Origin of the sequence: Bacillus sp. B.PNR1, from assembly GCF_030386235.1 — a bacterium.
GTDB classification, from domain to species: Bacteria; Bacillota; Bacilli; order Bacillales; family Bacillaceae; genus Bacillus; species Bacillus stercoris.
Window position 1 is genome coordinate 1,250,409 of sequence record NZ_JANYMN010000001.1, and the last position, 25,689, is coordinate 1,276,097.

The following is a 25,689-nucleotide window of genomic DNA, read 5'->3' on the forward strand; positions in this document are numbered from 1 at the left end:
GGTCTGCTTGCTGCATCTCCCCGTCCTGAACCGAACCATTCATCCGGTTGGGTTTATGAAGCAAGTGGTCGAATTCTCCATTTTCAAATGAAGTTTTCAGCTGGGTGCGCTGGATTTTTCCGATAGCCGTTTTTGGTATCTCTTCTTTTTGTACAGGCAGCAAATATTCTGGAGTGACTCCGATCACCTGCGAGACATGGGATTGTATGTTTCTAAGAAGCTGAGACATCTGCTCATCATTTAATTTTGCGGAAGTAACAAAGAAGATAGCCAGCTGATCTGTTGAATTCTGGCCCAAACGGACAGCGCAGGCAGCAGTATAAGAAGTTTCAATTTCAGGTAACTCTTCAACTGCAGACTCAATCGCATGACTGTAATAATTAATGCCATTAATGATAATTGCATCTTTCGTACGGCCTGTTATCGTTAAGCGCCCGTTTCGCAAAAAACCGAGATCTCCGGTTTCAAACCAGCCGTCTTCTGTAAACACACTCTCATTCAAATCAGGCCGCTTGTAATAACCGCTAGTAACAGAAAGACCCGAAACTTGAAAACGGCCGATCTCGCCCTCTTCAACCAATTCATTATGGTCATTCACAATTCTCATAGAGAAGCCGGGGATTGGAGAGCCTATTTCAACAAAATGATCATCATCACTTGTTCCAGCCCGGGTAAACTCATGAGAAAAAATAACGCCCGATGAAGTTTCGGACATTCCCCATGCAGGTCGGATGGCGTCAGCAGGCAGTCCATGAGGTTCTAAAAGCTCAAGTATTCTGCGCCCTACCTTGGCTACCATTGCTTCACCGCCATTTAGCATGTACCGCATTGAAGATAGATCCCATTTCCTATTTTTTATTTCTTCTGCAAAATCAGTGACAAGACCAAACGCAAAATTCGGCGCCCACGTAACAGAAGCTCGGTAATGATCAATCCAATCCAGCCATTTCAACGGCTCCATTAAGATCGTTTCGCTTGAGACGTTAATTTCCTGACAGCCAAGATAAACATCTCGCAAATGCAGCATTCCGATGCCTCCGACATGGTCAAACGGCATCCAGTTAAACGTAATATCCTCTCTGGTGAAGCCTTGCATTTGAATAATCCCTTTCACCATGCTCATAATGTTACGATGATTAAGCATCACTGCTTTAGGTGTTCCCGTACTGCCTGAAGTCAGCAATAAAAGCGCTAAGTCTTCGGGACTGGCTTGATGCCAATCTGTGTCCGCTTCAGCGCTGAGCAGATCCTCTACAGCAATTGCCCTGAACCCTTCAAGCCCTTGTTCTTTTGCCCAATCAAGCATTTCCTGGTACATCCCCCGGTCTGTAATCACCACCGGCTTGTTGAGAAGCGTCCATGCGTCTTTCAGCTTTTGAGTGCCGCTGCTCGATTCAGCATACGTTGGCGGAACAGCTAACGGAGCCGGGACAATCCCTGTTAACACACACCCCCAGAACGCAGGGAGAAGCTGTGAATTGTCACCAAGCTGCAAAATCACGTTTTGTTTTGCTTTCAGGCCTGATAGGCGAAGTCCCTTCACAATGCGCAATCCATCATCCCATAATCGTCTATAGGATTGGTAAACTTCAGTTCCATCCGGCTGCAAATAAATGATTCCCTTTGTATCTCCAAGCTCCGCAGCCGTTCTGTATAAAACTTCAGGTATTGTTGACGGCTGCTCTTCAGATATATGTAAAGGCTCACCATGACTGACAGAAGGATTAGCTAATAGGCGGATATTATCATTATTTCTCATCGCGCTGCCTCCATTTCACCTGCGAAATTTTTATAGATTTTCAGTTAATTCCCGTATAAACCTTTGATCCTTGTTTTGACTTCTTCATGATGAAATGTTTTCTCATGCATCATCAATTCCTGTTCAATGACGCGCGGCAGCTGATCACGAAGCGGGGCAACCAGATGATCTTTCAGGGTAACCAATGAGTTTCTCGGCTTTTCCGCCAGTTCTTGCGCCAGCTCCACTGCATAATCTAACACTTCTGCACGGGGCAGCACTTTAAAGGGAACCCCTCTTTTTTCAAGCTCAGCTCCGCGGTAGCTTCCCGCATTCAATAATATTTCCTGGGCCAGGCTGAATCCCAGTTTTTTAGGAACGATAAAGGTAGCGCCCATTCCAGGCGTAAATCCGTATTTCATAAAATTAGCCGTATACACGCTTTCTCTACTCAGAATGACAAAATCAGCAAAGAGCCCCATGACAAAACCGCCTCCAATTCCATGGCCCTGCATTGCCGCAATAACTGGAATCTCGCAATCCAGCGCCAGAGAATAAAGATTGTCATCAGTGAACTTGGTCAACCCCTGCTGAATTCGAAGCAGTCCTTCTTGCGTTCCTCCTGAAGCAAAATAATTATCATATCCTGTCAAAATGACCGCTTTATATTTGGGGTGCTGCCGTATGTATTCAAACGCTTGAATTAAACCGTCTGTAAGTTCTTGTGAAAACGCGTTTTTATGAGCACGATCATGCATTTTTACCTGAATAATGGCGTGTTCAATTTCAATAAGCTCCACAACGGAATGCGTCATGATGTCCTCCTAACGGTTCTGATTTCATTGCTCAAACGGTTACTGATCCTCCCATGGGAATTGTCCTGTTTCAACATACCTGATGATTCTCATTTGGTTTTGGGGATCAGAAAACATGTCTTGATTTGCAGTTAAAGCGGTGGCTTTCGAACGGCTGACTTGATGATTGAGTGAGCTCATAAACTGTTTATAATGTGCGATTCCTTTTTTATTCAGCCTCCGCAAACGCAATAAATGCTTTCTCAGCAGCACGTCACTTTGAGCATCAAAAGCATCTATTAACCCCCATTCACTGGCTTCCTGAACGGAAATCGGCTTTGTCATAAGTGTCATGTAATGCGCTTTCTGCCAGCCGATACGGCGGATCAAAAACGGTAAAACACAAGCAGGGTACAGGCCAAATAGCAGCTCAGAGAGACTGAATGACGCCGTCTGATCAGCAATGGCAATATCAGTGGCAGAAACGAATCCAACACCTCCTGCATTCACTTTTCCCCTGACATGAGATATCGTGACGTAAGGACCGGTCTGTAATTTCAGCCACAAATCATAGAGAGGCTCTTGAGAGCTTGCCTGTTTTCTGCCCCTTTTCATTTCCTGATAGATATCTTGAAAATCCGCTCCGAAACAAAACACCTCGGGAAGCCCCTCTAAAACGACAACTGTCACTGATGATGTTTCACATTGGTTTAACACTTGCAGGCATTCTTCTATCAGCGTGTCATTAATCGTATTATTCGCTTCAGGGCGGTGAAAGGTAATATAGCAAACCGACGCTTGAAAGCGGACCTTTATCGTTTGATAGGTCACGTGATCCACCTGTACTTCCGATGAAACTCAGAAATTTCTTCTAAAAACAAGCGCGGCTTCTCTTGAGTAGACTTCATGATGCCCGGTATCATCTCAAAGTCCAGCTTTACATTACGCGTCCCAAACCGCACCATCCCGTTCCCCTTAAACAGCAGCTCATACTCTTCCATAGAGAGCTGATATCGGCGATCCAAATGCTTCTCAATGTCAAATGTTCTCTGACGCTCCTGGCCTTCCGGAGTTGTAATTCCGCTGTAAAACTCGGAACAGCAGCCGGATCCGTAGGAAAAACAGCCAATTCGTTTAGGCGAATCAAATCTCCCTTGGTCGATCGTGCTGGCCAATGCCAGAAACAAGGCTGCCCCCATAATATTTCCAACCCGTTGACAGTAATTTAAACCCGGTTTTACCCGATTTAAAAAATCTGTCTCAATCCCAGCTGTTTTCATCTTCGCCACCTTACGCATCATTGTCCGGTGTGCACCTTTCACCATCCCGCCAAAGGGCGTATGGTAAGCAAGATATTGAAACGTGTCCTGATAATTGGCTCCCGGTACACGTTTTTGATATTCCAGAAAGGTCTGTTCGCAGCAATCCAGATATGACATTAAAGAGAGATCAGAATCACCCGCTTCACTGTCGGGAATGGGGCGGCACGTGTCCATGACTTCATAGCCGTAATACCCATTTGCTCCGGGATCTATTTGAAACACCTCGGGATTTTCGCCAACTAAAACGGCCACCGCTCCCGCCCCGGCGCTTGGTTCCGCATAAGACCAATCTTCGCTTAATGCGTCTCCGCCCTCTGCAATTAAAAAACGTGAAATATCACTGGCGATAACCAGTGCTTTGGCCCCCGGGGAAGTCTGGGATAATATAAAATTTACCGCCATCTGAAATCCAGCCGTTCCTGAATAACATGCCTGTTTAATCTCAAACAAACGGCAGTTGCGGTTGAGGCCTAAATGCTCGTGGATATATGTACTTAACGATTTTCCAAAGTCAATCCCGGATTCAGAGCAAGTGATTAATAATTCAATCCGGTCCTTCTCTGCTTCAGATAAAGCATCAATTATCGGCTTAGCTGCATTGACTCCGAAGGTCACGGGATCTTCATAAGGCAGTGCTACCGCTTTTTCTTTCATTAATAAGTTTTCAAATCTGGCAGTGTCTAAGCGTCTGTATTTGGCCAGCTCCATGACATCAAGGTATGCCGTTCCGCCAAAGACATTCATCGCTTCTATTCCGGCTGAAACCATTTATGATTCGCCTCCACATTTCTCAATGTTTTGTATACAAACCGCAGTGTTCATTCCACCAAACCCCATGCTTAAGCTCAGCGCATTTTTGATGCGGTATGAAATCGATTTCTCATTTACCCAATGAAAGGAATCATCGATTGGATGATCCAAATTCCGGCTCGGATGCAGGGCAGATTTTTTCATTTGCAGCAAAACAGAAATAATCTCTACGATGCCCGCCGCACTAAGCCCGTGTCCGGTTATCGATTTTGTTGCATTGATATAAGCATGGGAAAGCCCGCATGCACGGAGCGCCTTTAATTCTGTTTCATCTCCAATAAAAGAACCTGTACCATGAGGATTAATATAATCAATATCTTCTGGTGAAAGGCCGGCACGCCCCAGCGCCTTCTGGATGACATGAATCTCTCCTTCTAATGAAGGATCAGGGTTCCGGTTTCCGTCCAGTTTAATTGACCAGCCAGGCAATGCTGCATAAGGTTTAACACCTCTTCGTAAAGCCGTCTCCCTTCGTTCTATTACCAATGCACCGCACGATTCTCCATAAATAAACCCGTCTCTGTTTTGATCGAAGGGCCGGCACGCTTTTTCAGGTTCATCAGCATATTTGTCCGTTCCCATAGCGCCTAAAGCCCTTAGCGCCTCACATTCCATATAAGAAAGATCCATTAAAGCACCAAGTGCTATGCAAGTATCAACTTCGCCTGACAGGACTTGCTGAATCGCATGAATGACTGCTAACTGGCCGCTGGCCGAGGCTCCTCCTACCGTATATGCCAATCCTGTGATGCCAAACTGATCTGTACATATCCCGCAAAGATCGCTATCCATGAAAGACAGGCCATACGCCGGCGAAATAAAACCAGAGCGGGCTTGATAGCTTTCATAAACCTCTAAGGTTTCTCTCTGCTGGAAATTTGACCCTCCAACTACTAGTCCGATACGTGAGGAATCTGTATCGTCCAATTCAGCCTCCTCCCAAGCCTCCGTGAGAGTTACCAATGCAGCGCGGCTGGAAAATGATGCTTTCCGCAACATTTTTTTAGAAAGCCGGTCGGGATAAGACAATGACGCGATTTCAGCTCCGATAAACCGGCTGTCTTTTTGTCTGCCTGAACGCTTCATGACATCAAAGGCATGTCTGCCGGACAGCAGCGAGGAAGCAAAATCCTCCTTCCCTTGACCGATGGAGGCCGTAACGCCTACACCGGTCACTACGACCTCAGGCAGATTGCACTTTGTCATAAAGCACCTCAGCTAATTCACCGATATTTTTCACTCCGGATAGCTCAATGCGAGGAATTTTTAACGATAAATCCTCTAGCACCATTGTGATAATTTCAGCTCTGTCTACAGAATCAGCCCCTAACTCAACTAACTGATCTTCAGGCTCAAATCTGTGTCCGTCTAATTCAGGAAGCACCTCGCAAATATTGGTGATTAATACTTCAAAGATTCTCTGTTTATCCATAACGCGCTCTCTCCTTCAATGGATCATTTTAATGATTTTTATAGGTATATTTTCATAATTTTCAAACTTCCATCCTTATATTGTCTGTTTCATGCGACGGCTGATACATCGATTGCATCCGTTCATGAAGCAATACTGCCGTTTCTGTCATTAATTTTTTCGCGATTTCATCGACATGACGGTTTCGCCAATTTTCTAATTGCGATCCTTTGACCCATTGATTAAAGGCTCCCAGCGCGGGACCGCAGTGAATTTGATAATCAACCTTCGAATGTTCGCTTCCGCTGATTGCCAATTTTGAGCTGTATCTGAAGTACCATCGGAAAATCAAAGCCATTTTATGCTTCGGGTTTTGTTCAGCCTTCTCAATGTCTGCCGCGGGATAATGCAATGCAATATCTTTATATATGTCTTCTATACTGCGTTTAAAGTATTTCTCCTCAAGCTGGTCCAGCATCTTTGCATCCAGCTCACGTATAGAACCATACCGCTGGTACAGTTCATATAACTTGTTTGCACGTGCGGGAAAGAACACGCCTTTTTTTAGCACTTGCACTTTACTGCCCGATTCAAACATATCGCCAGCAGGCGCATAGGCTGTATCTTGTACATTCATCTGCTGAAGCAAATCCTTTACTTTATCACTTGTTGCCGCCTCAACCGTACATTGATTGATTGAACCTGTTAGAATAAAATCTGCCCCAAGCATAAAAGCCGCCATCGCTGCCTCAGGTGTTCCAATCCCTCCAGCTGCACCAACTCTTATTTTTTTCCGATATTGATATTTTTTCATCATGTCATCTCTTAAAGATGTCATCGCCGGCATCAGGCTGTATGCCACACCGCCATCTGTGTGACCGCCTGAATCAGCTTCCACACAAATATCGTCAGCCATCGGAATGCACCGCAGCAACTCAGCTTCATTCATGGTGATTTTATTTTCTCCTAAAAGCTTTTGCAGCATATTCTCAGGCGCAGGGCTCAGAAATGACTCTGCAACTTCCGGACGTGATATTTTTGCTATGAGACGATTTGAGCATATAACCTCACCATTTTCAGTTCGTTTCACTCCTTTTGCGCGGTACCTTACTAATGCAGGAGTGACACTTAAAAATGCTGAAGCCTCCACAACGCTCACTTGATTCCTCAATAAAAGATCGATCATTTTTTCCTCTGATTCAGTATGTTTCATATTGTGTACCAGATTGATGCCGTAGGCTTGTCCTTTCCCTAATTCACCTTGTATAGCACGGATCGCATCTTCAACCTCATTCAGGCTCAGACCGCCTGTGCCAAAGAACCCCATCATTCCCGCTCTCGACAGCTTTACTAACATTTCTTTCGAAGCAATTCCGCGGTACATTCCTCCTGCAAGATAAGCATATGTAAGATGATAATCCTGTTTAAATTCAGCACTTCCTAAAGATTCTGCCGTAATGCCGGCTTGAACATTGGGTTGCTCCTTTAGATGCACACTGATCGCGGAGGTCTTTTTTGGTATATATGTCAATGGTTCAGCTTCATTTTTAATCCGATGAATGAGACCGGTTAATACAGTACCAGGCCCAATCTCTTCAAACTCCATTTCTCCTCTTCCCATCAGAAAACGAATGCTGTCCGTCCATTTCACTGTGTTGTCCATTTGTTCAGATAATGTATCTTTTAACCGTTCCTGATGGTATGGCTCTGCATAGACATTGGAGATAACCGGGATCGCCAAAGGTGCAAACTGGAATGAGTCAATATATTGCTTAAAGACCTGTTTTGCTTGATTCATATATCTGGAATGAAAAGCTCCGCTCACATTTAATGGATGAACCAGCTTTACATCCTTGGTGTTTTCAAAAACAGCCCGAGCTTTTTCAATCTCTTTTTTCGGGCCGGAAATTACAATTTGCCGAGGCGTATTTTCATTTGCCACATCAATGTCATGAAGGCGGTGCTCTTCTAAAACGGCTGTAACTTGTTCCTTATTCAGGCCGATCACAGCAGCCATTCCGCCTCCTGTAATGCGTCCCATCAATTCTCCTCTTTTTTTGACAAGTCTTAATCCGGTTTCAAAATCAAATGCACCGGCAGCCAACAACGCATTGTATTCTCCTAAGCTGTGTCCTGCCGCAAAATCAGGTTTTCTGCCGGTTTCCTCCACTCGCTTCAAATAACTGAGTGCATTTACAACATATAAAGCAGGCTGCGTGTATTCAGTATGGTTTACATCCAAATAGGATTTCTCTGTACATAGCTTCTCTATTGAATAGCCCAATATTTGATCTGCTTGATCAGTCAAATGCTGATATTGTTCAAATAACCCTTGTCCCATTCCCTTTTGCTGGGAGCCTTGCCCTGGAAAGACATATGTAATCATCTTGTAAACTTCCTTTCTGGTGTACGGAAACCCTCAACCGTATTCAGATTTTTCAGCTCCTGATGAAATGGTGTTATGATTGAGCAGCAGCGGTCAGCTGAATCACCCGGAATCAGCTGTTTCACAAATGCAGCTAAGGTGCCGGATGGCCCTAAATCGATAAACTTGCATGTATGCTTGCTTTCCAAATATCGAATCGCTTCACGAAACATCATTGGTTTTCTGACCGCATTCCAAAAGAAATGATTGTCGATTACGTGAAGGCAGCTTCCCGTTAAGCTCGATACAATCGGTATGAACGGTTTTTTAAAAGATTTTGATCTTAAAAATTCTTCATAGGCACTCTCTGCCGGATCGATAAGCGAAGAATGAAAAGCATAGGATACAGGAAGCAGCTGGCAAAGAATCTGTTTCTCTTTTAAAGCCTCCATAATCTGCTTTATATGATTTTCTTCACCAGAAATGACGAAGTGCGAATCATAATTGATAGAAATAAGTTCACTATTTCTAAACAGTTGCGGATAATCTTTCAGCAATTGCGGTTTGTCAAGAATGGCCAGCATTTTACCTTTATCGCAGGAATTTTGGATGACAATAGCCTGTTCAAGTATGCAATCCAGTATATCCTCTGCGTCTGACAAACCAGAAACTGCCGCTGATGCGAATTCTCCCAGGCTCGATCCCAATACGTAATCAGGATAAATTCCCCTGTCTTCCAAAACTTTATATAAGGAATACTCAACCATAAAAATAGCTGGATGGGAAAAAAGAATACGATCAAACGGATCTGACACCCGTTTATCTGGATGGTAGATTTCTTCAACAATAGATGTGCCGATTCGCCGTGCTGCAATGGCATCCATTTCAAGCATCGATTGGCGAAACACGGCATTTTCCTTAAATAGTTCTTTCCCCATGTGATAGTATTGGGAACCTTGTCCGGAAAACATAAAAACAAGCGGTTCATTCATGTGTATAACCTTCTTTTTTTATATTTATGACGGCTATTTTGATTTTTCAGTTCTATATATGCTGTAAAGACATATAGCAGCGATTGAAAGAAAATAAATAAAAAAGTCTTATATGAAAAAAGTAAAGGAGATTCAACTTTGGAAGGAATGCTATTAGTGCTCTGGATGCGGTTCATTTATGAAGTGATCGTAGATGTATGTTGATATCTCAAAATTGATGTAACATGATGACAGGATCAGCAAAGAACATCGACTCTATGATTGGTGGGTACAGTTAAAAAGGGACCATCTAGATGTGAGAGCGATGGTTTGGCAATCTGGCTGACATAGTTCAAATGTCTAACTTTTTTCAGCCTCTTTATGTAACAGTATATAAAGTTATTTAATTAGAAACAGTGTCAAACGAACGATTGACTCTTTAAAACTTTCTACCTTAAAGGAAAGGAAATCTGTCTTTAGCTCTAATTAACGAGGTACAAGGCCATAAGAACAAACGTTTTTAACGGGGCATTGGTTCCGCATCTTTCTTTATGCGATGTATTAACCCGGTTAAAACATTTCCTGGACCTATCTCCTCAAACTCCATATGGCCTTTATTCATTAAGTAGCTTATGCTCTCAGTCCATTTCACTGAATGATTAATTTGATCGGCCAGCGTCTGCTTCATGAATTCGGATGTATACGGTTTGGCATACACATTTGAAATAACCGGGATAGACGGGGGCGAAAAATGAAAGGCATGAAGGAACTCCTCGAATTCTTCTTTTGCTTTATTCATGTACCTGGAATGAAACGCGCCGCTTACGTTTAAGGGGAGTACCATTGTAACTTCAGTCAACGTATCAAAAAGAGATGCGGCTTTTTCAATCTCATCTTTTTGCCCTGAAATTACAATTTGATATGGGGCGTTCACATTAGCAATATCAACATCATATAAATGATGTTCTTTCAGAGCCTTTGCAACCTGCTCTTCATTTAGTCCCATAACAGCTGCCATACCGCCGTTGCTTACCAGACTCATCAGCTCGCCTCTTTTTCTGACAAGCTGTAAACCTGCCTCAAAGTCAAAGGCTTCAGCTGCAAATAACGCATTGTATTCACCCAAGCTGTGGCCGGCGACAAAGTCAGGCTTAACTTCTTTTTCCTTGATTTTTTTCAGATAGCTTAGTGCGTTTACCACATATAACGCCGGCTGAGTAAATTGCGTTTTATTTAAATTGGAATAAGGATTTTCCAGGCAAAGACGTTTGATTGAATAGCCTAAGATCTCATCTGCCTGATCCGTCAGTTCTTTAAATTCATCGAATAAGCCGCTGCCCATTCCTTGTTTCTGCGAACCCTGCCCCGGAAAAACATATGTGATCATTCTCTCAAAGCCACCCTTCCGATAGTAGATGTGTTTCACTTTTGTATGATTTTATAAAAAATAGTGATGACCGGATAAATAGTAGCATGTTCAAGTTGATGGTAACCTCTGTAAATATTATCCGTCAAGTTAATTTTTCCTACAGTTAACCCAATTGTTTTTCTGCTTCTTTCAATTGAGGAATAAAGGATCAGGAGATATAACAGAATATAAGAAAAAGGACCTGCATCACGTATAGGGCGACATATCAAGATAATGCGCTTCATTTTCTTCCTAATAAGTTTTCAAAATAAATAACACCCTCCTATGTAATCATTTTGAAAAATAAAAAGCATTTAGATATTCGAAGAAAAATAGGATAATAGATTCAAAAAGATTATTTAAAATCAAAAATGCCTTTTTGATTTTTACGGGTGCGAAATTTCACAAAGTATTCCTTCTTATCAATTTGAAAGTAAATATTATGCTGATAAAGATCCTTTATTGAATGGCCGGGCGATTTGCCAAAAGAGTGACCAGGATACACCCGTACATGAGGTGAAACCTCCGATTTTATTCTTTGAATGCTATCAAACATCTCTCCCGCAGAACTGCCATCATCCTCACATATGCCGCACCCTTCCGTAAACACCGTATCTCCGGTAAAAATACTTTCAGAAAACAAATAACACATTCCGCCGGCTGTATGCCCCGGTGTGAGAAGGCATTGTGCACTTGTGTTCCCTATGCTGATCGTCTGATGATCCTCTAGGCTAATTAAATTTCTGCATCGGAATTGATAATAATCAATTTCTTTTTTCGACATATAAACGTGAGCGTTAAACATCTTCGTCAGCGGGTCTACTAGGTTTACATGATCATAATGAGAATGTGTCAATGCGACTGCCTTTAATTCAGCTTTTAGTTCAGAAAGTGCAGTTGTTATTTTACTCAATTCCCATGAGGGATCAACAACAATTGCAGATCTGCTTACAATATCTTCAATGATATAGCAATAATTCGTCCAGCCCTGATACCTTGTTTTAATTAGATGCACCTTATAAGTAAGATTCATTTATACCATCCCTATCATGTAAAGTTCTTAAATGATGGACCGGTGTTCACCCTCCATCTTTCATTCCACTTTATCAAACAGTATGATTGTTTTCCATTTTTTTCAGAGATCCTTGTTCTTTGCATATAAAAAAAGCGATTCTTTTGGAAGCATGTCCAACAAGAATCGCTTTTCGCACTAGTTCCTTAGAGATTTCGTTTTTGTGTCTCGCGTGTATCTTCCACGCAAATGGACTCTACATGCTGCATAATGACCCGCTTGATTCTGTCTTTATTCACTCGCACAGGGTCAAGCATCGCATGTAAAGCCAAGCCGTCAACAAGCGCGTAAAGCCTCTCAGCTTCAATGTTTTTATCAGCATTCTGCTTTAGTAAACCGGATTCATCTAAATAGGCAATCAGATTCCGCATGCCGCTGAAAATCCCGTCATGATTCGCATCAAACATATCCTTTTTATGTCTGGCATAAGCAGTAAAAGCAAACCAAACCTCCATCTCTCTTATCGTTTCTTCATTCGTTGGGACAATTTCAAGCAAAATGTGCAACACTTTTTCCTTAGGGAGCAAATCCTTCATGGCAATGTCCTTAATTCGGGCCGTCACCTTTTCTTGAACAAGTTTCATTGCAAAAGCAAGCAGTTCATCCTGTGTAGTGAAATAATGGCGCAGCGCACCTAATGACAATCCTGCTTCCTTTGCAATGTTCCTGGCTGATGCTCCCTCCATCCCCCGTTCTAAAATGACGCGCCACGTCGCTTCTGCAATTTGTTTTCTTCTTTTCTCATGGTCAATTTGTTTTGGCATAGCTTTATTGTAACAAGAAAAAAATGAGAGGGCAATTTTTATAATACAGTTGTGTTACAAAAACAAAGGTGGTAACATATTATTTAAATAATACAACTGTATTGAAAAGAGGGGAATGGATTGAACGGTATCGCATGGATGATTGTTTTCTGTGAAATTGCGTTTTGGGTTGTCATTGTTTTGGGGCTTGCTGTACGCTACCTATTCAAACGACATACATTAGGACTGCTATTCCTTGCCTTAACTCCAGTTATCGATTTGATCTTATTAGCGGCAACTGGTGTGGACCTTTACCGCGGAGCCTCAGCGACCGCAGCACATGGAATTGCAGCTGTTTACATCGGTATATCGATCGCTTATGGAAAACAAATGATTCAATGGGCAGATGAAAAATTTCAATATTATGTGACAAAAAATGGCGCAAAACCTCTGAAACGTTTTGGAATGGACCATGCCAAGCACGGTGCGAAAGGCTGGCTAAGACATGTGCTGGCCTACTTAATTGGTGCGGGACTATTGGCAGGGATGATTTATTTTATCAACGACTTTGCCCGAACCGAGGCATTGAGCGGCATTCTTAAACTGTGGACTGTCATTATAGGCATTGACTTTCTCATTACAGCCAGCTATTTTATTTGGCCAAAAAAAGAGAAAACTTCGGCGAATCTCAGAAATTAACATGGTGAAAAAGGCCCTTCCCCAGCGGAAAGGGCCTTTTTTGGTTTTGTTAAAATATGTTATACTACTTTCGTCAGAAACAGACTTATAGATATTTTGGTTTCATTTAAGGATAAAGGTTTGTATGAGTAAGCAGGTGAAGGGAGTGTCATCCTTGTGCCAAAAAGAACAGAACGAGCACTCTAAGGATTTTAACCTGAAATCAAAATTAATCGGAATTATATCTGTCATTTTTATCGTGGCTATTGCACTTGCAGTCATCTTCGGCGGCTTTTTCTTCGGGATGAAAGGATTATTCTCCATACTTGGCATCACATACGCTTCCAATCAAACATTAGCTTTATTTATTTTAGCCTGCTTTGCTGTAGGCGTAATCATAGACCCACTCACAAAGATAATCTCTATCATTTTGGAAAAATCACTTTCTTTGAAAAAGACTGCACTTTTTGCTTTTATACTGTATTTTATCAGCAATCTTATAACGATCTGTTTTGCAGATTACTTTATGCAGTCTATTTATATTCCAGATGTCTTGCTTGTTGTGATATCAGCTTTGATTGCTTTCATTGAACTTGCTTTTGATAACCAGCCAAATAGAGAAGCCGCTTAAAAATGCCGATGGCAGATATGGAAAATTCATAACACCTTATATTTGGACATCACCAGTTATATAAACGAAAAAACTCCCTGCTCACACGAACAGGGAGCAAACACAATGTTGTATTTTAAATTCTGCATTCTAGAATGATTCTTACATTCGGATCATCAAGTTCATCCAAAAAGATAATGATCTTCGGACCGCATGCCATGTGTTTCCACCCCCTCACCCAAAATATACATTATTTTAAATTACCTGTAAATGTAAATTTTGTTATGTAGATGGATATATCCGCGAAGTATGATGGATCACACGTTTACAACCGTTTCCTAATATGACACTCCAATGGATACATAAAAAGCATTGATATCGCAAAACTTCATCAGGGATTGATGTAGAGATGTATTTTAATAAGGTTGGTTCAATCGCAACTGCTGCGGATGAATGTGAGGTACAACTGTTAATAGTCTGCTGAAATCCACTGGTCCACCTTTAGACAAAATATTCATTTCTTCTTTTTTAGACTTAAAACTATGTCGAAAGTTATTGTTTCGCATACCTTATTCTATCTCGACTAAAGGAGGTGACATCATGGGATTCTACGGTGGATATTCTGGTGGATACTCTGGCGGCGGATATTCAGGCGGAAGCAGCTTCGTATTGATCGTAGTGTTGTTCATCTTGTTGATCATTGTTGGTGCTTCATTCCTTTACTAATCTAAGAGTATCCAAAGTCTTTTTGACTCACCTCCCTGTACAGCAGACGCCATAAGAAGTTTTTATGGCGTTTTGCCATGCCATGTGATTGCCGAAACATGCCGACAAAGTTTCTAAACGAGGCAAATATTCACTCTAAACTGCCACCGCACTAAAGCCGTTAACCGCCAATAGTCTATCTTGAGATTTACCCGAAGCAGTTTACAGAGAATAAAAAAGCCCGTCTTAAAGAGGGCTTTAATCTTTTTTATTAATGTTTAAATAACTCCATTCCATATTTTTTGATCTTCTATTTTGTATCTTGCGATAAAACATTGGTTAAGTACATCCGTTAATTTCTGCGTTCTTACTCGATCAGTGCCGCCAACTTTAACATGCTAGACTGTTTACGATGTAAACACTTTTCTACAAAAATATGCCCACACCAGAAGAGGTGTAGGCATATTTTTGTATTTAATAAGTTGAAATTGTTCCAGATCCTTCAAAATACCAATATGAACCTGATTGTTTTTTCATCACCATATAATAATTTCCTGCAGGTATATCTACTAAATCCTCATCAAAATAGGTGGTTTCACCATCTGCAACATCTATTGTAAAACTGTCGATCACTGGGTCAGTGCCCAATACATCTTTTTTAATCTCAACTAATACTGTCGTTTCGTCTTCCGATTCATATCCAGTAGCATAAATTTCTCCTGAAACATTCAAGGTTCCTGCACAAAGGGCTCTGGTTACTCCCGTGAGTCTGGCGGAAAATTCAAAGTCAAAATCGTAAGAGTCATAACACGAAGCAGCCGGGGTTACAGAATTCGCAGTCGGTTTTTCAGAGTTCAATGATGATGCATTCGCCGTTGCAAACGGACTGATCGCCAAGCAAATAAGTACGCTAAACAAAGTAAGAATCTTTTTCACCATTTTATTCCCCCCATATTGTTGCTTTGTACAATAAAAATATTAACATATTAGTAAATTAATGACAATCATATTTTTGGGCTTTATTTTATTTTCTACTAGGTTATTTGTTTTCTATTCTCGATTATAAATATATAATTGATAATGAATACGATCTTATTGGGTACAAAATCGCAAAAAGTATGACTTTATTCGCTCAACCAAAAAGTGGGCTGGCGCTAGAGCCACAAGGGATATTACTTGAAGTATTCCGGCAAGATTTTCAGCTTATGAACTTGCCTGTAATCCATCACACAAATTCCTCCTCAACGCCCATGCTGCAGCCGCATTTCGGGCAGCGTGCATCTGGGCGGATTTTTATATCTAATTCGTTGTGACCACATTCAGGGCAGCTGTATTCGATCATAAAACAAGTTCACAAATAATTAACATTTATTTACAAGGAAAATAATTACTTTCGTTGAATCCTTATGGTGTAACACAAAAACTCAAAAGGAGTGTTTAAAATGAATTTCAAAAAGATTGCTGTGACTGCACTATCGATTCCTGTATTAGCTTTTTCAATTAGTGGTATGGCTTCTGCTAAAGAGATGACTCCTCAAAAAAATGAAACGCAAACAACTATATCTCCTGGTCCAATTAAAGCCTATTACGATACTTTTGAAGTGAGAGCTGGGGGTTCTAAACAATTAGATGCAAAATATTTAGGATCAGGATTCGCTTATCATTCAGATAATAGCGCTGTGTTCACAGTAGATACCAATGGACTTGTCCGTGGTAATAAAGCTGGAAATGCATATTTAACTATATTCAAAAATGGATCAGTATACGGTCAGTTACACGTATTTGTCTATTAATTTTCGAATAGAAGAGCATTCTAATATGCTCTTCTATTTTTCCACTTTATCGCCCATGCCTTAACCCCCTACCCCCGGCAGAACTGCGATTGCAAAGAATAAAACCAAAATCATCGCCCCAATGAGCCAACCGTTTGTCTTATCACGCTTTGCAATGATTGTTTCATCACCGATCATTTTCAGATCGTCTGACTTTGCCACAAGCACCGGTATGTAATCTGGATGCACTTTCAAATATTCCGCTGCCTGCTCAACTGTCATCGCTTCATCTTTTGTGGCTTTGACTGCCCGCTGAAGTTCAACTTGTGAAGGAATCATTTTGCAGCACCTTCTTTCCCGAACGAATCCCAACCAAACGTTTAAAGAATTTTAAGCAACCGTTCAACTTTTGGTACTCTCCAAGCTGTCATGGCGTACGTATGAACCTTTTTCGTATAGTGGTAATGATTTTGTTTTATGTGCTGTTTTGCCTCCACTTTAGTTAGAAACATTATATTTTGATAGATGTGATGAACCTCTGTTTCTGGTATCAGATTAGCGTCACTGTCTACATATTCATGTATCCAATCTAATGAGGAAACTTACACTTTATATCTTCCATCGCTTCTGAGGACAATTTTTTATTCTCCTTAATGTCCTTTATATAACTTTCCAGTTCATATGATTCACCATCTTCAGGGATGTAAACAAAAAAGCGTTCCGCAACATCCTCTGAATTTCAAATCCATTTATAATCCCCTACATACCAAAATCGTAGTGGAGTTTGAAAACTTCACGATCCTGTGTTTTCAGTTCATTTTGAAGCTCTTTCAAAAATTGAATAGTCTTGTTCATTTCGGATCACCCTCCAATTCATTTTGGTCAACTGTAATCGCAAAATTACGATTGGTAATGATCTTCTCTAATGCTTGTTTATATGTTTCTATCCCCACTTAGTTGCTGAATGTTCTTTTGAGCCTGCCGAAATTAATGTACAGTATTTCCTGTTGACGCTTGTTTTCCTCAATGATTTCCTGTTGCTTAACAGACAGTTCAGTCCGATCAATCAGAAAGTCAATATGCTCTTTGGCCATCCAATATTGATCTGTCAGCTTAGCATTTTCTTAGCCTTTTAGTTTTGAAATACGCGCTTTAATTTCCTGTAATTTATCCATGTCTGTTCCTCCCTTATCGCATAGAGGACCGGCCCCTCTGCGTCACATTTTATAGCCGATCTCAAAATCAATTCTGGAGAGATTACCTTTTGACGTTTGTACGATTGTTTTACCGTGCTCCGGCATTTCCGTTGATTTGAATGATCTATTGTTTCCGTCAATCACAATGACGTAATTTTTGTCATTTTCAATTTGATTAAGTACCTGTTCCAGATTTTCTATATGTTTTGGACAGTTCACTATAAACGCACTCGAAAGGTATAATAAAAGTGTTGAGTTTCTATTTTTCCATACGGGTGACGTCTACTAGATGACTGTTATCACGTCCAATCGTTCATTGGGAAAACTTGCAGCTTAGTCTGTGGTTCTTCTGTTGGGATGATTGGATGTTTTTATATACTCCAAACGCTCCTCTTCCGTCATAATCCATGTAATGACTTCCCTATGCTGACGTAAGTCTTTATTTTCTACAGTCAAGATGACTTCAAATGTTTAAATTCATATCACTGAAAAAACACAATAAAAAAAGCATTGATCAATTCCGAAGAATATCTCAATGCTTGAAACATGTAGGGACAAAATACGGGCAAAAGGTCTTTTCCCCTTCACCAACCACCCCCACTACATCACGCGTTTGAACATCTTTTCCATCTCATAAGTGGAATGGTGTATGATGATCGGGCGGCCGTGCGGGCATGTAAATGGGTCTGATGTGCTTCGGAGGTCGTCCAGAAGCGCTTTGATTTCGTCATTTCTGAGGTGGCGATTTGCTTTGATGGAGCCTTTGCAGCTCATCATAATCGCGGCTTCCTCACGGAGTTTTTTAATATCAATATTTTTGGAGTCGAGCACCTGCTGAATGATTTCTTCTATGAGCTCGGCTTCTTCTCCCTTTGGAAACCAGGCCGGGTGGCAGCGGACGATGTAACTGTTAGAGCCGAATGACTCTAAAAAGACACCAACACTTTCGAGCTCTTGTTTGTGCTGTTCGATAATCAAAGCCTCGTTTGTGGAGTAGTGGAACGTCAGCGGTACAATCATATCCTGGACCTCAGGCTCAACCTCCCCCACCTTTTCACGGAAGTACTCGTATTTAATACGTTCTTGGGCGGCGTGCTGGTCGATAATATATAAGCCATTTTCATTTTGTGCCAATATATAAGTCCCGTGCATCTGGCCGATCGGGTACATAATCGGAACCCGCTCAGACGTTGGCGGCGGCTGTTCCTCATGGTATTCCTGCTCATATGTTTCAGACTGTTCTTCTGAAACACTGGACACCTCAAGGGTTTGTTCCTCATCATCGATAGGTGGAGCATCAAAATGGAGAGGAGGCAATTCTTCCTCCGCATCAACCGGCTCTTTCACGACTGAGCTGAGCTTCATTGATGAATAAGATGGCGCAGTCGATTTTTCCGAAACTTTTTTTTCCACAGGTTTTTCATCAAAGGTTATAAACTGCTGCTCATTTTTGATGGCAGGTGCTGATTTTTTCGGGAGCTGGGCACTCGGAATCAGCTGCTGCTGTTTAAATACATCTTTAATTCCGTCACGTATTAAGTCATGAAGCTCTGTTTCCTTGCTGAGCCGGACCTCAAGCTTCGATGGATGCACGTTGACATCGACTAAAATCGGGTCCATCGTAATTTCTATAAAGGTAATGGGATGGCGTCCGATCGGCAAAAGCGTATGATATCCTTCATGAACCGCTTTGACGAGCGGGAAATTTTTAATGTAACGGCCATTGACCACAGACGACATATAGTTTCTCGACGCCCGTGTAATCTCTGGGAGAGCGATATATCCCTTCACTTCAAAATCCAAAGAGCTTACATGCAGCGGAAGCATTTTTTTGGCGACAGCAGTGCCGTAAATCGCTGCCAGGACATGGCGTACATCTCCGTTTCCATTCGTTTGAAGCAGGTTTTTCCCATGATGGCGCAGGCGGATCGATACCTCTGGATGCGCCAGAGCAATACGGTTAACCACGTCTGTAATGTTTCCAAGCTCTGTATGAACGGTTTTCATATATTTCAAACGGGCCGGTGTGTTAAAAAACAAGTTGGAAACGACAATTTCAGTTCCCTTCCTGCTTGAGGACCGCGATTCGGAAATGATGTTTCCTCCTTGAAGGACGAGCTTCGTCCCAGCTCCTTCACCAGTGCTTGTCGTAATCTCCAGATGAGAGACTGACGCGATACTCGGCAAGGCTTCTCCCCTAAAACCAAGCGTTCTTACCCTGAATAAATCATTTTCATCTTTTATTTTACTTGTTGCGTGGCGGCGAAAAGCACGCTTGCAATCTTCATTCTCCATTCCTTCGCCGTTATCCAAAACCCGAATGGATGCAAGGCCTGCTTCCTCAATATCGATTTCAATGACTGTGCTGTCAGCGTCGATCGCATTTTCCACCAATTCCTTGACGACTGAGGCGGGCCGTTCCACAACCTCGCCCGCCGCTATTTTATTTGAAAGCTCATCTGACAGCTGGATGACTTTTGCCACATTCATCACCCCGTTTTAATGTAATTTCTTTTGCAGCTTGTACATTTCATTCATCGCTTCAAGCGGTGTCATATCAAGTATATTAAGTGATTTGAAGGCATCGAGCACCTGCTTTTCTTTTTTTGAAAGCTTTGGTGTTTCAGCCGGCTTTTCCCCTTCGTCAAAAAAGGAAAGTTGTGCCGGTTCTTCTTTCACCTGGGGTTTCGCCTCCTGAGATTTATGCACGGGCACCTCTGGTTTGTTTCCTGACTGCTCCAGCTCTTTTAAAATATCTTGAGCCCGCGCAATCAGATCTTCAGGCAGCTCAGCAAGCTGAGCTACATGGATACCATAGCTTTTATCAGCAGCACCTTCTTTAATTTGATGAAGAAAGACAACCGTTCCGTTATATTCTTCAGCGCGAACATGAACGTTTTTCAGCTGAGGCAGCTTGTCCTCCAGAACGGTCAGCTCGTGATAGTGTGTGCTGAACAGCGTCTTGGCGCCGATATGATCGTGAACATACTCAATAATCGCCTGTGCCAGCGCCATGCCATCATAAGTGGACGTGCCCCGCCCAATTTCATCAAACAAAATGAGGCTGTTTTTCGTCGCATTGACAATCGCATTTTTCGCTTCAAGCATTTCTACCATAAATGTACTTTGTCCGGAAATCAAATCATCTGCAGCGCCGATTCGCGTAAAAATTTGATCAAAAATCGGAAGCACCGCTTTTTTCGCGGGTACAAAGCAGCCGATTTGCGCCATAATGGAAATGAGCGCGATTTGTCTCATATACGTGCTTTTCCCTGACATGTTTGGACCTGTAATGAGAAGCATTTGTCTGTTATCGCCCATCATACAGTTGTTCGGGACATATTCCTGGCTGTCCATGACTTTTTCAACAACCGGGTGTCTGCCTTCAATCACTTCGACTTCATCTTTAGAGAACTCCGGTTTCGTGTAGTGACGATTTTCACTAATTGTCGCAAAGCATTGCAGCGCATCCAGCTCGCTCATCTGTTTTGCAAGCTGCTGAAGCCGCGGAATATACTGCTTCACTTTCTCGCGCAGCTCGGTAAACAGCTCGTACTCCAGCTCACAGATGTTATTTTCCGCTTCTAAAATGAGCGCTTCTTTTTCTTTTAATTCTGGTGTAATGTAGCGCTCTGCATTCGTTAACGTCTGCTTCCGCTCATAACGCCCTTCCTCAAGCAAATGCAAATTTGCTTTTGTCACCTCAATGTAATAACCGAAAACTTTATTAAAGCCGACCTTTAAAGAGCGAATGCCTGTGTATTCCCGCTCCTGCTGTTCCAGGCGGGCAATCCAGTCTTTTCCGTTTCTGCTTGCATCACGGTATTCATCAAGCTTTTGATTGTAACCGTCTTTAATCAGGTTCCCTTCTTTTAACGATAAAGGAGGGTTTTCGTACAGCGCTTCTTCCAGCAGTTCAAGTACATCTCCGCAAGGGTCAATACGCTCTGCACGTTCCTTGGCCTTGTCATGAGCAAGTGAAGCAACCAGCTGTTTGATGCCAGGCACTTGCTTTAACGATTCCTTCAGCTGAATCAAATCCCGGGCATTGACATTTCCGAATGCCACGCGGCCGGCAAGACGTTCTAAATCATATACTTCTTTTAACCGTTCACGCAGATCTTCCCGTTCAAAGAAATGGGACATCAATGTTTCCACCATTTCTTGGCGCTCTTCGATTTGATTGACTCTGATAAGCGGCCGGTCAATCCATTGTTTAAGAAGCCGGCCTCCCATTGCCGTTTTTGTTTCATCCAGCAGCCACAAAAGGGAGCCTTTTTTATTTTTCGAACGGATCGTTTCGGTCAGCTCTAGGTTACGCTTTGAGTACAAGTCGATTTTCATCGCTTCCTCAAGCTCATACACCTGCACAGGCTGAAGATGATCAAGGCTGCGCTTTTGGGTTCTTTTCAGATACGCATATAAGCGCATAAATGTTTTTGTTACATCTTCATTATTTAAGTGCTCAATGATCGTGACGTGTTCGTCTATTTCTCCGTCTTCAATTGAAATCGTTGCACCGCACCGCTCTTTCAGCTGTCCGACTGTATCGGCATCCAGGCTTCCTGAAACCACGATCTCCCGGGCGCCGACGGAATAAATTTCTGATATGACGTCTTCAAGCCGTTCAATCAAAACAGCCAAATTTTCTCCCGTTGTTAAATCGGAAAGCGCAAGCCCGTATCCATTCGAGCAGACTGAAACAGATGCGATAAAGTTATTTTCCGATTCATGGATGCCTTTTCCGTCCATTACAGTTCCGGGCGTAATAAGCTGAACCACTTCTCTTTTTACAACACCCTTTGCGGCCTTCGGATCTTCCGTCTGTTCACAGATCGCCACTTTGTATCCTTTTTTAATAAGCTGTTCAATATACGCGGAAGCAGAATGATACGGCACACCGCACATCGGTATTTTTTCTGCCCCACCGCCGTCTCTGCTCGTTAATGTAATTTCCAGCTCTTGTGACGCTTTTTTAGCGTCCTCAAAAAACATTTCGTAAAAATCACCCAGTCGAAAAAATAAAAAGGCATCCTGGTGCTCTGCCTTAATTTTTAAATATTGCTGTATCATAGGCGTATATCCGGCCATTGTTTAATCCCTCACTATGTATCAACGTATCTATTTTCCAACCTTCATTATAACATAAACAAAAAGTGATAAAAGAATGATATATCAATATAAAAAAGAGACTTGGGGGTACTGTCTCCCCTAGTCCCTTTTTTATTCTTCAGGATCTCCCACTAAAAATTCCGGGTTGATGTCTTCAAGCTCTTCATCAAGCTCATCTTCCCAATCTTCCTCGTCTTCCTCTTCCCAGTCAGGATTGACCTCAACAACTACCTTTGTTTCTCCTACCACTTCCGCCAAAAATTCTCTTTCTGCCTGCACAACGATTTTATTTCCATTTGGCGAAATAGTCACTTCAAGGCAGTTTGGCTGCTGAAGCACTTTGGCAATTACTTCATGCTCATCATCTAAGTAATTATTGTCTCTGTATCTGAGTTTAATGACATCTACGTATTTTACCCGTTCTGTGACAACCTCTGTCTTTGTGTTGTCCGCGTATGAGTACCATACGTTTATATCATAATACCCTTCAATTTCTACCGTTTTTCCAATTTTTTCAGCGTCGTACTTGTGGTTAATAATCCAACCACCCAAAATGCTGCTAGGTTTTTTCTCAGGGGAGATAGTGTTGGTGCATTGGGTGAATTTTCGGCCTTTCGCTACTACTGCCTTCGTGATAATTTCCCTGTATTCAGACATTCCGGCATGCCTCCTTGTTCTTCTTCGTGTTATCTTATGCTGGGCATTTGTCTAGTGTGCATTTTTATAAATAAAATATAAAAATACAAAGTTTCTGTTCCATTGTATGCAGGTGTGCCTAGAAACTTTACTTATAAGTACGATAAAGTTTACTCGCGGCTGAGCACAGAAAAACCAATTGAACATTCAGTACATAGATTATTTAGTTCATTTATAACCAAATAAATGATAAAAAAACACGGGCCTGTAAAGGCACCGTGTTTAGAGAGAACAGCTGTTATTTGAATGCTTCACCTTAGAACCGGTTTCCCCTTTCAGCAGGTCGCCTCCGGTTGACGTGATGATTTCATTTGTGACTTGGTTGGAAATGGTGTGTGCAACGAGCTGCAGTAGGTCATTTACCTCCATCTGCGAGTCTCTGAATTCCTGGATAACAGGAATCCCTTCAAGCTCTTCTTGCAGCGCGTCAATTTTTGCTTCTACTTGTTTGAGCGCTTCATGCTTTTCATAATGCTTCAGATTGACAGCCTGCTTTTGCAAGGCTTTAATCTGATTAACGATTGCAGACACTTTGTCATTCTCATTGATTTGCGCTTCAGCTCGTTTGAAAAAATCAACCTCTTCTGTTTCAGAGATCATTTTTGCAAGGTTCCGTGCCTGCTGCACAATGTCTTTTTTTGAGTAGAGCGTCATCTTATTTCACCTCGATTGCTTCTCCTACCATTTCTCCATCAAGCGACCATGTTTTCGCTTGCTGGATTTTCACGCGGACAATTTTGCCGATGGCTTCCTTCGGCCCTTTGAAATTGACAAGCTTGCTTTTTTCAGTATAGCCGGCAAGAATATCAGGGTTATTTTTGCTTTCACCCTCAACTAATACTTCGACAACCTTGCCTTCGTATTCCTTCATTTTTTTAGCAGAAATTTCATTCACCAGTGCGTTTAGACGCTGCAGGCGCTCTTTTTTCACACGCATCGGTACATTATCTTTCATCTTAGCAGCCGGAGTGCCCTCACGCGGAGAGTAAATGAACGTATAGGCGCTGTCAAACTCCACCTCACGATATAGAGAAAGCGTTTCTTCAAACTGCTCGTCCGTTTCGTTCGGAAATCCGACGATAATGTCCGTTGTCAAAGAAGCGTTCGGCATTGCTTCTTTAATTTTTTGAACCAGCTCCATGTAACGCTCTCTGTCATATTTGCGGGCCATCAGCTTCAGAACTTCTGAGCTTCCTGATTGAACCGGGAGATGAATGTGATCAAGCAGATTTCCGCCTTTCGCCAGCACTTCAATGAGGCGATCATCAAAGTCGCGCGGATGACTCGTTGTAAAGCGGATTCTCGGGATATCGATTTTTCTCAGTTCATCCATCAAATCACCAAGTCCGTACGTCATATCTTCAAAGTCTTTTCCATATGCGTTTACGTTTTGGCCTAACAGTGTAATTTCCTTATAGCCTTCACTCGCAAGCCTTCTCACTTCCTGAATGATTTCCTCAGGGCGGCGGCTTCTTTCTTTTCCGCGTGTGTAAGGCACAATGCAATACGTACAGAATTTGTCACAGCCGTACATAATATTGACCCAGCCCTTAATTTTTCCGTTCCGGACTTTCGGAAGGTTTTCAATAACGTCCCCTTCCTTGGACCAAACTTCTACGACCATTTCTTTTGAAAGGTATGCTTCTGACAAAAGCTCCGGCAGGCGATGAATGTTATGGGTTCCGAAAATCATATCGACAAACGGATGTTTTTTCAAAATCCGGTTCACGACTGATTCCTCTTGAGACATACAGCCGCACACGCCTAGAATCAGATCGGGATTGTTTTTTTTCAGTGCTTTTAAGTGCCCGAGCTCACCAAACACCTTGTTTTCGGCATTTTCACGGATCGCGCATGTGTTTAACAAAATGACATTGGCATCATCAACAGAGTTTGTCGCTTCGTAACCGAGCGCCATAAAGATTCCTGCCATAACCTCTGTATCGTGTTCATTCATTTGGCAGCCATACGTACGGATATAAAACTTTCTTCCGTCTCCCAAGCCTTTAAATTGTTCAGAAATTTTAAAGTCATTATGATAAGTAACGGCTTCCTTGCCTCGTTTTTTCGCGTCTTTTAAGGAAGGCGGAATGTAAACAGCTTCAAAGTACTTGCTGTAATCCTTCTCGGATTTTTTGTCCGATGGATTTACTTGTCCGCTCTCTAATTTTTGTTTTTCATTCATATCATATTTTCTCCTTTCAAACCAAACTTCCACCCTTCAGTATAAAGGTTATTGAAGCTCTGCACAACTGGCAACCTATCATTGTACACTCATTGAGAATA

General features: G+C 42.1%; 23 protein-coding genes and 2 pseudogenes (1 of these 25 cut by a window edge). 4 read left to right on the forward strand and 21 right to left on the reverse strand.

Features of this window, described 5'->3' with window-relative positions; all coding sequences use genetic code 11:
• The 12 genes and pseudogenes from NZD81_RS06455 to NZD81_RS06510 all read right to left on the reverse strand — a co-directional run.
• On the reverse strand, positions 1-1,759 hold the beginning of the coding sequence (locus NZD81_RS06455) for a non-ribosomal peptide synthetase (RefSeq protein WP_289859763.1). It extends 13,361 nt beyond the left edge of the window; 1,759 of the gene's 15,120 nt are visible here — the first part of the coding sequence; its start codon is at positions 1,757-1,759; its stop codon lies off the left edge, out of view.
• A 44-nt stretch (positions 1,760-1,803) separates the two neighbouring features.
• Positions 1,804-2,553, reverse strand: coding sequence for a polyketide synthase (locus tag NZD81_RS06460; RefSeq protein WP_095431334.1), 750 nt, complete (start codon positions 2,551-2,553; stop codon positions 1,804-1,806).
• Between the two features lie 39 nt (positions 2,554-2,592).
• On the reverse strand, positions 2,593-3,372 hold the full coding sequence (locus tag NZD81_RS06465) for an enoyl-CoA hydratase/isomerase (RefSeq protein WP_134975503.1): 780 nt from the start codon (positions 3,370-3,372) through the stop codon (positions 2,593-2,595).
• Positions 3,360-4,622 (reverse strand): polyketide biosynthesis 3-hydroxy-3-methylglutaryl-ACP synthase PksG, encoded by a 1,263-nt coding sequence (gene pksG / locus NZD81_RS06470; protein WP_134975504.1) that lies wholly within the window; start codon positions 4,620-4,622, stop codon positions 3,360-3,362. Before pksG ends, NZD81_RS06465 begins: the two co-directional genes overlap by 13 nt.
• Complete coding sequence (gene pksF, locus NZD81_RS06475; RefSeq protein ID WP_147771916.1) at positions 4,623-5,870, reverse strand: polyketide biosynthesis malonyl-ACP decarboxylase PksF; 1,248 nt, start codon at positions 5,868-5,870, stop codon at positions 4,623-4,625.
• Positions 5,848-6,096 carry an acyl carrier protein gene (locus NZD81_RS06480; RefSeq protein ID WP_003231809.1) on the reverse strand — a complete coding sequence of 83 codons (249 nt, stop codon included), beginning with the start codon at positions 6,094-6,096 and terminating at the stop codon, positions 5,848-5,850. Before NZD81_RS06480 ends, pksF begins: the two co-directional genes overlap by 23 nt.
• A 61-nt stretch (positions 6,097-6,157) precedes the next feature.
• Positions 6,158-8,461, reverse strand: coding sequence for an ACP S-malonyltransferase (fabD, locus tag NZD81_RS06485; protein WP_289859767.1), 2,304 nt, complete (start codon positions 8,459-8,461; stop codon positions 6,158-6,160).
• A complete protein-coding gene (locus NZD81_RS06490) occupies positions 8,458-9,432 on the reverse strand; it encodes an acyltransferase domain-containing protein (protein ID WP_289859768.1) in 975 nt (324 codons plus the stop codon). The genes fabD (NZD81_RS06485) and NZD81_RS06490 overlap by 4 nt, the downstream gene beginning before the upstream one ends.
• A 499-nt stretch (positions 9,433-9,931) precedes the next feature.
• Positions 9,932-10,798 carry an ACP S-malonyltransferase gene (gene fabD, locus NZD81_RS06495; protein WP_289859769.1) on the reverse strand — a complete coding sequence of 289 codons (867 nt, stop codon included), beginning with the start codon at positions 10,796-10,798 and terminating at the stop codon, positions 9,932-9,934.
• A pseudogene (locus NZD81_RS06500) lies at positions 10,795-11,064 on the reverse strand (hypothetical protein). The gene fabD (NZD81_RS06495) and the pseudogene NZD81_RS06500 overlap by 4 nt, the downstream one beginning before the upstream one ends.
• Positions 11,065-11,174: 110 nt before the next feature.
• Positions 11,175-11,852, reverse strand: a complete 678-nt coding sequence (locus NZD81_RS06505; RefSeq protein ID WP_289859771.1) for an MBL fold metallo-hydrolase — start codon at positions 11,850-11,852, stop codon at positions 11,175-11,177.
• A gap of 185 nt (positions 11,853-12,037) precedes the next feature.
• A complete protein-coding gene (locus NZD81_RS06510) occupies positions 12,038-12,655 on the reverse strand; it encodes a TetR/AcrR family transcriptional regulator (RefSeq protein WP_289859772.1) in 618 nt (205 codons plus the stop codon).
• 120 nt (positions 12,656-12,775) lie between these two features.
• Between NZD81_RS06510 and NZD81_RS06515 the strand changes: the two genes are divergently transcribed.
• From NZD81_RS06515 to NZD81_RS06525, 3 genes are all read left to right on the forward strand, one after another.
• A complete protein-coding gene (locus NZD81_RS06515; RefSeq protein ID WP_289859774.1) occupies positions 12,776-13,333 on the forward strand; it encodes a hypothetical protein in 558 nt (185 codons plus the stop codon).
• 154 nt (positions 13,334-13,487) lie between these two features.
• A complete protein-coding gene (locus NZD81_RS06520) occupies positions 13,488-13,943 on the forward strand; it encodes a regulatory YrvL family protein (RefSeq protein ID WP_289860547.1) in 456 nt (151 codons plus the stop codon).
• Between the two features lie 579 nt (positions 13,944-14,522).
• Positions 14,523-14,648, forward strand: coding sequence for a YjcZ family sporulation protein (locus NZD81_RS06525; RefSeq protein ID WP_014664033.1), 126 nt, complete (start codon positions 14,523-14,525; stop codon positions 14,646-14,648).
• Between the two features lie 453 nt (positions 14,649-15,101).
• Here NZD81_RS06525 and NZD81_RS06530 read toward each other — a convergent pair whose 3' ends face one another.
• A complete protein-coding gene (locus tag NZD81_RS06530; RefSeq protein WP_071584046.1) occupies positions 15,102-15,566 on the reverse strand; it encodes a hypothetical protein in 465 nt (154 codons plus the stop codon).
• 503 nt (positions 15,567-16,069) lie between these two features.
• On the opposite strand from NZD81_RS06530, the gene NZD81_RS06535 reads away from it, so the two are divergent.
• Positions 16,070-16,420: an Ig-like domain-containing protein gene (locus tag NZD81_RS06535; RefSeq protein ID WP_136654460.1), complete on the forward strand. Its 351-nt coding sequence runs from the start codon at positions 16,070-16,072 to the stop codon at positions 16,418-16,420.
• A gap of 60 nt (positions 16,421-16,480) precedes the next feature.
• On the opposite strand, the gene NZD81_RS06540 is transcribed toward NZD81_RS06535, so the two are convergent.
• From NZD81_RS06540 to miaB, 8 genes and pseudogenes are all read right to left on the reverse strand, one after another.
• Positions 16,481-16,738, reverse strand: a complete 258-nt coding sequence (locus tag NZD81_RS06540; protein WP_136654461.1) for a hypothetical protein — start codon at positions 16,736-16,738, stop codon at positions 16,481-16,483.
• A 512-nt stretch (positions 16,739-17,250) separates the two neighbouring features.
• A pseudogene (locus tag NZD81_RS21255) lies at positions 17,251-17,493 on the reverse strand (hypothetical protein).
• 123 nt (positions 17,494-17,616) lie between these two features.
• Complete coding sequence (locus tag NZD81_RS06545; RefSeq protein ID WP_103747120.1) at positions 17,617-17,814, reverse strand: XtrA/YqaO family protein; 198 nt, start codon at positions 17,812-17,814, stop codon at positions 17,617-17,619.
• A gap of 381 nt (positions 17,815-18,195) precedes the next feature.
• Positions 18,196-20,079 (reverse strand): DNA mismatch repair endonuclease MutL, encoded by a 1,884-nt coding sequence (gene mutL / locus NZD81_RS06550; protein ID WP_289859779.1) that lies wholly within the window; start codon positions 20,077-20,079, stop codon positions 18,196-18,198.
• Between the two features lie 15 nt (positions 20,080-20,094).
• Positions 20,095-22,686 (reverse strand): DNA mismatch repair protein MutS, encoded by a 2,592-nt coding sequence (gene mutS, locus NZD81_RS06555; RefSeq protein ID WP_289859780.1) that lies wholly within the window; start codon positions 22,684-22,686, stop codon positions 20,095-20,097.
• Between the two features lie 132 nt (positions 22,687-22,818).
• Positions 22,819-23,364 carry an outer spore coat protein CotE gene (cotE, locus tag NZD81_RS06560; RefSeq protein ID WP_003221022.1) on the reverse strand — a complete coding sequence of 182 codons (546 nt, stop codon included), beginning with the start codon at positions 23,362-23,364 and terminating at the stop codon, positions 22,819-22,821.
• Positions 23,365-23,625: 261 nt separating this feature from the next.
• Entirely contained in the window at positions 23,626-24,057 is a 432-nt protein-coding gene (ricA, locus tag NZD81_RS06565; RefSeq protein ID WP_014664027.1) for a regulatory iron-sulfur-containing complex subunit RicA, read from the reverse strand.
• A gap of 1 nt (position 24,058) precedes the next feature.
• Positions 24,059-25,588 (reverse strand): tRNA (N6-isopentenyl adenosine(37)-C2)-methylthiotransferase MiaB, encoded by a 1,530-nt coding sequence (miaB, locus tag NZD81_RS06570; RefSeq protein WP_289859783.1) that lies wholly within the window; start codon positions 25,586-25,588, stop codon positions 24,059-24,061.
• Positions 25,589-25,689 lie beyond the last annotated feature (101 nt).